Annotated in this window: 9 protein-coding genes; all 9 read left to right on the top strand. The window is 68.6% G+C overall.

The genetic code is table 11. From position 1 onward, the window contains the following. Positions 1 to 612 precede the first annotated feature (612 nt). Positions 613 to 750 (top strand): 50S ribosomal protein L34, encoded by a 138-nt coding sequence (gene rpmH, locus ACQP2F_RS46415; protein ID WP_030440868.1) that lies wholly within the window; start codon positions 613 to 615, stop codon positions 748 to 750. A gap of 37 nt (positions 751 to 787) precedes the next feature. Beyond that, the gene (gene rnpA, locus ACQP2F_RS46410; protein ID WP_433299518.1) at positions 788 to 1144 is read left to right on the top strand and encodes a ribonuclease P protein component; all 357 of its coding nucleotides are present in this window, start codon (positions 788 to 790) and stop codon (positions 1142 to 1144) included. Beyond that, entirely contained in the window at positions 1141 to 1398 is a 258-nt protein-coding gene (yidD, locus tag ACQP2F_RS46405) for a membrane protein insertion efficiency factor YidD (RefSeq protein WP_433299516.1), read from the top strand. Before rnpA ends, yidD begins: the two co-directional genes overlap by 4 nt. 1 nt (position 1399) lies before the next feature. Next, positions 1400 to 2431 carry a membrane protein insertase YidC gene (gene yidC / locus ACQP2F_RS46400; protein WP_433299514.1) on the top strand — a complete coding sequence of 344 codons (1032 nt, stop codon included), beginning with the start codon at positions 1400 to 1402 and terminating at the stop codon, positions 2429 to 2431. Between the two features lie 76 nt (positions 2432 to 2507). Then, positions 2508 to 3098 (top strand): protein jag, encoded by a 591-nt coding sequence (locus ACQP2F_RS46395; RefSeq protein ID WP_433307917.1) that lies wholly within the window; start codon positions 2508 to 2510, stop codon positions 3096 to 3098. A 290-nt stretch (positions 3099 to 3388) separates the two neighbouring features. After that, positions 3389 to 4138, top strand: a complete 750-nt coding sequence (gene rsmG, locus ACQP2F_RS46390; protein ID WP_433307915.1) for a 16S rRNA (guanine(527)-N(7))-methyltransferase RsmG — start codon at positions 3389 to 3391, stop codon at positions 4136 to 4138. Between the two features lie 951 nt (positions 4139 to 5089). Further along, positions 5090 to 6196, top strand: a complete 1107-nt coding sequence (locus ACQP2F_RS46385; protein ID WP_433299512.1) for a ParA family protein — start codon at positions 5090 to 5092, stop codon at positions 6194 to 6196. Continuing rightward, entirely contained in the window at positions 6193 to 7206 is a 1014-nt protein-coding gene (locus ACQP2F_RS46380) for a ParB/RepB/Spo0J family partition protein (RefSeq protein ID WP_433299510.1), read from the top strand. Before ACQP2F_RS46385 ends, ACQP2F_RS46380 begins: the two co-directional genes overlap by 4 nt. Positions 7207 to 7445: 239 nt before the next feature. Continuing rightward, the gene (locus ACQP2F_RS46375; RefSeq protein WP_433299508.1) at positions 7446 to 7952 is read left to right on the top strand and encodes a DinB family protein; all 507 of its coding nucleotides are present in this window, start codon (positions 7446 to 7448) and stop codon (positions 7950 to 7952) included. Positions 7953 to 9918: the final 1966 nt, after the last annotated feature.

Here is a 9918-nt window from a genome sequence, read left to right as displayed (position 1 = left end):
CGCCGCGCCACCCCCATCGCCACCGACCCCCGGTGGACCTTGTCCGGCTTACCGCCTTTGCCCCGCCGCCGCCTGGTTTTCCAGGCGTCCGACGGCTCCCCCCAATCCAGCACCACATTTAACGTGCTGAACACGCTTGACGCCACCGGTTGTCCACAGGTTATCCACAACCTGTGCACTCGCCGGCGGTCGCTCCCCGGCCGGACGGTCGGCAGACTTACCGGAGCCTGACGGCGCGGTTGTACAGGCTCACCGTGCCGAACGATTCACGTGCTTGTCCGGTTTTGGCCGATTACGTCGTGGTATGCACACAGCGCTGATGACCAGCAAACGGGCACGCTAACAGCGAATTCGCCGAAGCTACAACTGTCCCACCGCTCGACAGGCGCCCCCGAGCGCGAAAAGATTCACTACCCGCGCAGAAGGACGAGCTGCCGCGGGTGATGATCTCGTCTGTCGGCGTGCCGACGAACGATATAGTTGACCTGCATCGCTGCCCTGCGTAGGGTCGAGCGGTTGCTCCGCCGCGTTCTGATAAGGTGGCGTCTTGCAGCCTGATGCCCCCTAGGACGTTCGTCCTCTCGAGTCTCGTAGTGAAGACGGAGTTTTGACGTGAGCAAGCGCACCTACCAGCCGAACAACCGCCGGCGCGCCAAGACCCACGGCTTCCGGCTGCGGATGCGCACCCGTGCCGGCCGTGCCATCCTCGCCGGCCGCCGCTCCAAGGGCCGCGCCAAGCTGTCGGCCTGAGCCGACGGCTGGCGGGGCCGGAATTGCCCAGGTAGTCGTGCTGGCCGCGGCGCAGCGTATGCGGCGTAGCGCCGAGTTCGCCGCGACCATTCGCGGTGGCCGGCGGGCAGGCCGGGGCACGGTCGTCGTCCATCTGCTTCTCGAGGAGCCGGTGCGAGCCTCCACGGCGCGCGCCGGCTTCGTCGTATCCAAGGCGGTGGGCAACGCGGTGGTCCGCAACAAGGTCCGCCGCCGCCTCCGCCACCTGGTCCGGCCCCTGCTCGGCGATCTGCCGGAGGGCTCGATGCTGGTGGTGCGGGCCCTGCCCGCGGCGGCCGGGGCGTCGTTCGCGACTCTCGGCGCCGACCTCGAGGCGGCCCTGGCGGCCGCTCGCCGACCCCGGCGGCAGCGATGAGCGTGCTCGCCCGTGTGCTGACCGCCATGGTCGTCGCGTACCGTCGTTATGTGAGCCCGGTGCTGCCGGCCCGCTGTCGGTTCTATCCCTCGTGCAGCGCGTACTCGTTGGAGGCGCTGGCGAAGCACGGCGCGATACGAGGGACGGGGCTGACCGTATGGCGGCTCCTGCGCTGCCACCCCTTCCACCCTGGCGGGTACGACCCGGTGCCTGACCCGATCCGTCACCGTCCTGCCGATGTGACTGGAGCCTGAATTGAGCCTCGACTGGATCTACACGGCCATTTCGTGGATCCTCCTGCGCTGGCACGACTTGTGGGACGCCATCGGCATTCCCGACAACTTCCTCGGAACCAGCTGGGACTGGGTCCTCGCCATCGTCTTCCTGGTGGTGACCGTCCGCGTCATCCTCTTCCCGGTCTTCGTCAAGCAGATCAAGAGCCAGCGGGCCATGCAGGCGTTGCAGCCCAAGGTCAAGGCCCTGCAGGAGAAGCACAAGGGTGACCGCGAGACGCTCCAGAAAGAGATGATGGAGCTCTACAAGACCGAGAAGGCCAACCCTTTGATGGGCTGCCTTCCGATGTTCTTGCAGATCCCCGTCTTCCTCGGTCTCTTCCACACGCTGCGCCGCCTGAACCCCGGAAACACCCAGACCACGCTGTACGGGTGGACGGACGCCGAGTTCAAGGACGCTACCCACGCGACGCTGTTCAATGCGCCGCTCGCCTCGAAGTTCGGGTCCACGGCGCAGGAGCTGGCCGCGCTCGGCGCCAACAGCGTCACGGTCAAGGTCGTGGCCGGCATCCTGGTCCTGATCATGATGACGACGACGTACGCCACCAGCCGTCAGATGATCCTGAAGACCGGCTGGGCCGAGGACCCGCAGCAGAAGATGATCCAGCGTCTGATGCTGTACGGCATTCCGCTGTCGCTGCTCGTGTCGGGCTCGCTGTTCCCGATCGGCGTCATCATCTACTGGGTCACGAACAACCTGTTCACCCTGGCCCAGCAGCAGTGGGTGCTCCGCAAGTTCCCGCCGCCGCAGATGGCCGGCAAGTCGGGCTCGTCCGCGAAGCCGTCGAGTGCCCCGGCCAAGAAGGCCACCGGCGCCGCTGCGAAGAGCCCGGTTCAGCCCGGCCGCAGCGGTGGTCTGTTCGGCCGCAACAAGGCCCAGGCCGCCGAGCCCGAGACCCCGGTCGTGGACACCAAGTCGCTCGCGCCGCGGCCCGGCGCCAAACCGGTGAATCCGAAGAAGGGCGCACGGCCCGCCAGTAAACCCAAGGGATGATCGCAGCTCGGACGTCGTGACGGCGCCCGAGCGCTCCCCTTACCGAGACCTCCCCGCGGGTGCCGCCGCGGGAAACATTGAGTACGGAGATGAGACCGTGACCGACACCAGCACTCCCGACTCTTCGGTCGCCGCCGAGTCGACCGAGTCTTCCGCGCCGGAGGAGACGGCCGAGGAGACCAAGAAGTCGGAGACCGTCACCTCCGAGGGTGACCTGTTCCGACAGAGCGAGATCGCCGCCGACTACGTCGAGGGTCTGCTGGACATCCTCGACTACGACGGCGACATCGACGAGCTCGTGTCGGCCGGGCGCCCGATGGTCGAGGTGGTCGGTGGCCGGCTGCAGCCGCTCGTCGGCCAGCGCGGCGCCACGCTGGAGGCGCTGCAGGAGCTGACGCGGCTGGCGATCTTCCGGGCGACTGGGTCGCCCTCGCGCCTGCTGCTCGACATCGGCGGCTACCGCGCGTCCCGCCGCAAGGAGCTCGCGGCCGTGGCCCGCAACGCGGTCGAGAAGGTCAAGGAGCACGGCGACCCGGTACGCCTCGAGCCGATGTCGGCGTTCGAGCGCAAGTGCGTGCACGACGTGGTCAACGCGATTCCGGGCGTGCAGAGCGAGTCCGAGGGCGTCGAGCCGAACCGCCGGATCGTGGTGCGGGCGGCGGACTGACAATGACGGAACCCCGCTACGGCGCGGGTGAGAGCGGCCCGGGCGAGTCGTCGCCCGGGCCGTCGTCTTTCCCAGGCCGCAAGTCACCGCGGCGCCCGGCCAAGTTCCCGGGGCGGTCTGCCCCGCGGACGGAGAGGTCTGCGCGTCCTTCCTCCGGGGAGTCTTCCGCCTCGGCCGCCCCTTCCGCGTCGCCCCCTTCCACCTCGACGGCCCATTCCACTTGGCCGGCCGCTCCGACCTCGGGCGCCCCTTTCACCTCGGCGGTCTCTCCCACCTCGCCGGTCGATGGGCTGCCGCCGGCGGAGATCGCGGAGGTTGCCTCGCGCGTTTTCGGTGACCGGTTCGGGCTGGCTGTGGACTACGCCCGACTGCTGGTCACCGACGGGGTTGTGCGGGGATTGATCGGTCCTCGGGAGGCGCCCCGCATCTGGGAACGTCACCTGGTGAATTGCGCCGTTATGACCGAGATCATCCCTATCGGCGCTTCGGTGGTTGACGTGGGGTCTGGTGCCGGTTTGCCCGGTATCGTGCTGGCAGTGGCCCGGCCGGATCTCACCATCAGCCTGGTCGAGCCGCTGGCACGACGAACCGCGTTCCTGTCGGAGGCGGTGACCGCACTCGGCCTCGAGTCGACCGTCACGGTCGTCCGGGGTCGCGCCGAGGACGTCGTCGACGGGCCCCCCGCCGGCGCCGACGTCGTCACCGCGCGGGCGGTCGCCGCGCTCGACCGGTTGGCCGGCTGGTGCCTGCCGCTGGCCCGGGTCGGTGGCCGGCTGCTCGCACTGAAGGGCAGCTCGGCCGCCGAGGAGATCGCGGAGCACGGGACCGTGGTCGCCGAGCTGGGCGGTGGGACACCGGTTCTGCGGGTGTGCGGGACGGGGCTGATCGAGCCGCCGACGACGGTCGTGGAGATCGTCAAGGAACGGGATGTCGTGCGGTCACGGCCCAAGCCGTCCGGCCGGGCGGAGGCAGCGGGGCGCGGTGCCGGCGGAAAGGCCGGTGGCCGGGGATCCGGACGAGGGAGAACGCGGAGGGGTTAGATGGCCAAGCGGGGCGCGCGGAAGCGGAATGTGAAGAACCGACGTCCCGATCAGGTCAGACCTCAAGCGAGCCAGGGGAACGGCGGTCTTCCGGGGCCGCGCGGGTCATTCGGCGTGGGCCCGCTCGCGTCTGAAGCTCCGGCGCACGACTCGGCGCGTGACCGGGCGCATGACTCGGCCCGGGACTCTCCGCGCGATTCGGAGTCGGGGTCCGGGAGCGTGCCGGGCCCCCGGGAGGCCGCGGCGGCGCCCGTTGTGGCGGACCAGAACTCGTTGCTTGTCGAGACGGTGTGGACGGGCGGATCTGCGGCGGGGTCGACCGAGGCGATTCTGAGTCGGCCTTGGCTGTCGGGCGGAATCGAGCCGTCCCTTACTTTGCGTCACGGGGCTGCGTCGTCGCGTACGGGTAAAAAGGTCGCGAAGAGCGATTCGCCCCGCGCGGAGGAAGCTGGTTCGGAGGCCGCGGTTGTTTTGGGCGCCTTTGGCCGGGAATCGTCGACGCCGAACGGGTGCGCCGAAGCGGCCGCATTGCGACTGGTGCCGGGCGTGATGGTCTTCGCAGTGCCCGAAGCGGATGATCTGTCGACGTCGCACTCGCCTCAACGTGTGGACGGCCGTGGCGAGGCTCGCCCAACAAACGTAGGCTGGCCGGGCGTCGATAGTGTGGACCGGTCTGACGCCGGAGCGCACGAGTCGCCTACCGACCCGTTCCTCACTTACAGGGATAAACCGGTGCATGAGTTCGGTGTTTCACGTGAAACCGAGTCGCCTCTCGGCCCTCCCGGGCCCGGGGGGATCGCCTTCGGTGGTCCTGTTGGCGCAACCATGGATCAGGGCGTGCCCACGCCTCGCGTAGGCAGCGGTTACGTGCCTCGCGCGTCATCGTCCGGGCAGGTGTACGGGACGCCGGCGCCACAGCCGGGCCCGGGGTCGGGGCCTGAGGAGCCGCGTTTGCCCGCGCCGCGTTCCGGACCGCCGGCCGTCGCATCGTCGCCTGTCCCCGTTTCGGCCTCTCCGGCCGCGGCTTCGGCGCCCACCTCGAACGCGGCTTCGGCGCCCACCTCGGGTGCGGCCGCGGCACCCACCTCAGACGGTCCGGTCGCCCCGGCCGGACCCTCATTCGGGCCCGCGAGCCCCTCGTTCGACGCTGACGAGCATGTTTCACGTGAAACGCCGAGCCAGGATGAAGACGATCCCCCGCTAGCCATGGAAGCGTTGCGAGCTGTGCAGATCCTCAACCCGAGCGGCGAAATCACCATGCCGCGTCCGGACCACCCGAGGGTGCTCTGCGTCGCGAATCAGAAGGGCGGCGTCGGCAAGACGACCACGACCGTGAACCTCGCGGTCGCCCTGGCGCTGCATGGCAACCGCGTGCTCGTCGTCGACCTTGACCCGCAGGGCAACGCCTCCACCGGTCTCAACGTGCCCCATCACGCCGGCGTGCCGGACGTGTACGACTGCCTGATCGACAACGTGCCCCTGTCCGAGGTGGCGCAGCCGGTCGAGGGTATCCCGAACCTGTTCTGCGTGCCGGCCACGATCGACCTCGCCGGTGCGGAGATCGAGCTGGTGTCGGTGGTGGCGCGCGAGTCGCGACTGGCCCGGGCCATCGCCGCGCACCCGGAGAAGTTCGACTACGTCTTCATCGACTGCCCGCCCTCGCTCGGCCTGCTCACGGTCAACGCGCTGTGCGCGGCGCAGGAGGTGCTGATCCCGATTCAGTGCGAGTACTACGCGCTGGAGGGCCTCAACCAGCTGATCAACAACATCAACCTGGTACGGCAGCACCTGAACCCGACGCTCGATGTCTCGACGATCCTGCTGACCATGTACGACCGGCGCACCCGGCTCGCGGACGCGGTCGAGCAGGACGTGCGCAACCACTTCGGCAGTAAGGTGCTCAACGCCGTCATCCCGCGGAACGTGCGGGTGTCGGAGGCTCCGAGTTATGGCCAATCCGTGATGACCTACGATCCGGGTTCAAGGGGTGCTACCAGCTACTTCGAGGCCGCCCTGGAGATCGCGATGCGTGGCGTCAACACGGGAGGCACGGCATGAAGAACCGTCCACGGGGCGGCCTGGGCCGCGGCCTGGGCGCACTGATCCCGACGGCACCGGCCGTCGATCCCGCTTCTTCTCCCCCGGTCGCTCCCGCGTCGGTGCCGATTCCGCCGCCGGCCGCCGCACCGTTCGACGAGACCGCGCCCTCCGCCGTTGATCAGCTCTCGCCCGTTCCCGGGGCGCGCTTTGCCGAGCTGCCCGTCGACTCGATCGTGCCGAACCCGAAGCAGCCACGGCACGTCTTCGACGAGGAAGCGCTCGAGGAGCTCAAGACCTCGATCAGTGAGGTCGGCCTACTCCAGCCGATCGTCGTGCGCGATCTTGGCGACGGTAACTACGAGCTGGTCATGGGCGAGCGGCGGTGGCGCGCGGCGCAGGCCATCGGCAAAGACAAAATCCCGGCGATCGTACGCGAGACGCGTGACGATGCCATGCTGCGCGACGCCCTGCTCGAGAACATCCACCGTGCGAATCTGAATCCTCTCGAAGAGGCGGCCGCCTATCAGCAGCTGCTGGAGGAGTTCGGCGCCACGCACGAGGAGCTGGCTCGCCGGATCGGTCGCAGCCGGCCGCAGATCTCCAACACGATCCGCTTGCTCAATCTGCCGGCGCCCGTGCAGCGGCGGGTGGCCGCCGGGGTGCTGTCGGCCGGGCACGCCCGCGCGCTGCTCGGTCTCGACGACGGCGAGGCTCAGGAAAAGCTCGCGCTCCGGATCGTGGCCGAGGGTCTTTCGGTACGCGCGACCGAGGAGCTCGTCTCGCTGGCGATCGCCGACGGGCCGGCCAAGAAGGCGGCGCCCACCCGCCGGGCCAAGGTCCACGCGCCGGCGCTGAACGAGTTGGCCGAGCGGCTGTCCGACCGGTTCGATACTCGGGTGAAAGTCGACATCGGCCGGAACAAGGGCAAGATCACGATAGAGTTCGCGACGGTCGACGACCTGGAGCGGATAGTCGGCATGATCGGCGTCGAGGAGGAGGGGCTGTCATCGCCCGACGGCGCTGAATAGCTGATCTCCGGCGGTGGTGAGGCACGTGATTCGTCACGTGCCTTTCTTGTTGTTGGCCCCTCTTTGCCGGTCTAGGGCGTTCCGTACCGTCTTGAGGCGCTTTCCGTTCGCCCTTGGCCGCCAATCTGGCCCCTTCCAAAATCCCAGGAGAATGGCTCTGACAGAACCGAACCGGAGCCGTCTCCACGGATGATCTCGATCTTCGTCGTTACTGTAGGCCTGTTATGAAGGGATGACGTATGACTGTCGAGCGGCCTGATCCTCCCCGCCGTGGTGGGGAGAGGGAGACGTTGCGAGTCTTTCTCGACTTCCACCGGGCGACGCTCGCGATGAAGTGCGCCGGTCTCACCGACGAAGAGTTACGGTCACGGTCGTCGCCGCCGTCGGAGTTGACGTTGCTGGGTCTGGTGCGGCACATGGCCGAGGTCGAGCGGACGTGGTTCCGGCGCGTCATCGCCGGCGAGGACATCCCGTTGGTGTGGTCCGAGTCGGGCAACTTCCAGGCGGCTTATGACGCCGGATCATCCACGCGGTCCGAAGCATTCGCCGTCTGGGAGGACGAGGTGGCCCGGTCGCGCCAGATCGAGCAGGCGGCCGAGTCGCTGGACATCACCGGCCATCAGGCCCGGTGGGGCGAGGACGTATCGCTTCGCTTCGTGATGCTGCACATGATCCACGAGTACGCCCGACACAACGGCCACGCTGACTTCTTGCGAGAGGCCATAGACGGCGAAGTCGGCGCCTGAGGGGTTGACCCGCTCGCGCGGTAGCCTTCGCGCCCCGTCACGCCTTTCGTCGGCCCCGGCGGTTTCACGTGAAACGGATGTCCGGCACGCGCCGATCCGATTCCGGGTCGGGGTCCAGGTCAGTCGGGGGCGAGGCATTAGCACATGACGGAGACTGCCGTCTGTCGTTGGCGGCCCGGCCGCCCGCTCTTCCGTTGACCCGCTGGCGCGCCGGCTCGCCGAGGCTAGTTCGCCAGATCGCCCGGACATCCGGACGTCCGATCTCCCGCGATCCCTCTTCCATCAGCCCGAGCCCTCGACCTCGCCTCCTTCGCCTACGCATCCCTTCGCTCAGGGTCTAGTCCGTGCACCTCGTGCACCTGGCGCCTCCCGACCACACGCTACCCCTGACGGATGTCTTGGCGGCGAGACGCTGCCTCTGCCGGCCACGTGCACCTAGCGCCTACCGACCATGACTCCGGGAGTACCGGCTTTGCGCAACCGCGTTGGCTCGGCCTACGCCCCTAGCATCTGCCGGGGCCTGCACACCTTGCGCCGACCGGCCTACCCACCCGCGCCCGCCTGCCCAACCCACCCGCCTGCCCAACCACATGCGCCTGCGCGATCCACCCGCCTGCCCACCGACCGACCGGCCGCTCCGCCGCCAGTTTGCTCACTCGCATACTGGCTGTGGCCCGCACGCTTGTCGCTCGTTGGTCAGCCAACTGTTCCGTTTCACGTGAAACGCCTTCCAGCCGCTACCGCTCCCGGAAGTCCACAGTTCGGACAGCAGTCCCGGCTGGCCCCCTTTTGGGGCGTAGCCGCAACCCTCTACTGAGATCGTCTGTCCGGTGCCGCGGGGTTAGCGAAGCGTCCGCTCGGAGCGACCTCGACTCGTTTCACGTGAAACGAGCGCCGCTGCACGTCGGCCTCCCGGATATCAGTCAGCCGCGGTTTAGTAGACCCTCTCGGATCGCGGCTCGCAGGCCGCTCCAGGCCTGCGTTGTGGGCGAGGCCGACGTGCTGCCAATCCCGTCTACGCCCCTCGGGCACGTGGATTCTTCAGCTGCCGTCTGGGAGTGCGGCGTGGGAACTCCTATGGCCAGCTGCGTCCCGCTGGGCGCTCCGCCCGCCCCGCCTAGGTTTTGTTCATGGGAACGGCTGCCTGTTTCACGTGAAACAGCTCGTCTACGATCCTCGGAGCCGGGAGCCGGGAGCCGGGAGCCGGGAGCCGGGAGCCGGGAGCCGGGAGCCGGGAGCCGGGAGCCGGGAGCCGGGAGCCGGGAGCCGGGAGCCGGGAGCCGGGAGCCGGGAGCCGGGAGCCGGGAGCCGGGAGCCGGGAGTTTCACGTGAAACCCAGGACCGCGCGGACGCAGGCGTTTGTGCGGCTGCCAACGGCCATCCGCTGTCGGGAGCGCGGGCGGGCCTGATCGTCTTGGACCGGAGAGCGATCCGCGAACTTGCCTACTGGGGCGGTGGTGACACCATGACGGCTCGGGGTTCTACCGCGGGCATCAGTCAAGTGCGCAGGTGCGTACTAGCGGTTGACGACCAAGGTGAGCTAAGACCTGGGCGGTCCATGGCGACGCACCTCGCTGAGAACGAAACCTGCTCCGTTGGCCGAAGCGGCTCCGTCCGGTCGTGCTCAGTCCGAGTCTCCGCTCCGGTCGGGGTTTCGGCCCCGGACCTACTATCGGCCCGGATCCAACTTCCGGCTTCGTCTTCAACCTCAGCCCAGAGGAAAACGGGCCACCGGTGCTGCCCGCGCCGCGCACGGCGCTACAGCCGAATGACGGCTGTGGTCCGTATCGCGCGGCGGCACGGCTCGGTCACTGCCCTGGCCAAAGGCGACCCGCAGACGATCCATGGTCACGACCCCTTCAAGCCGATCGAAGTCGGCCGTCGAGCGGATTACTCAAAGCGCTCCCGGCGTCGAACCCGATTCGCTAGGAGGCGCCGGCGCCGGCGGCCAGCTTCGCGGCGGGGG

Source organism: Actinoplanes sp. CA-030573, from assembly GCF_050951115.1.
Classification (GTDB): Bacteria; Actinomycetota; Actinomycetes; order Mycobacteriales; family Micromonosporaceae; genus Actinoplanes.
Note: the sequence above shows the minus strand (reverse complement) of the source record. Positions and strands in the feature narration are given on the sequence as shown.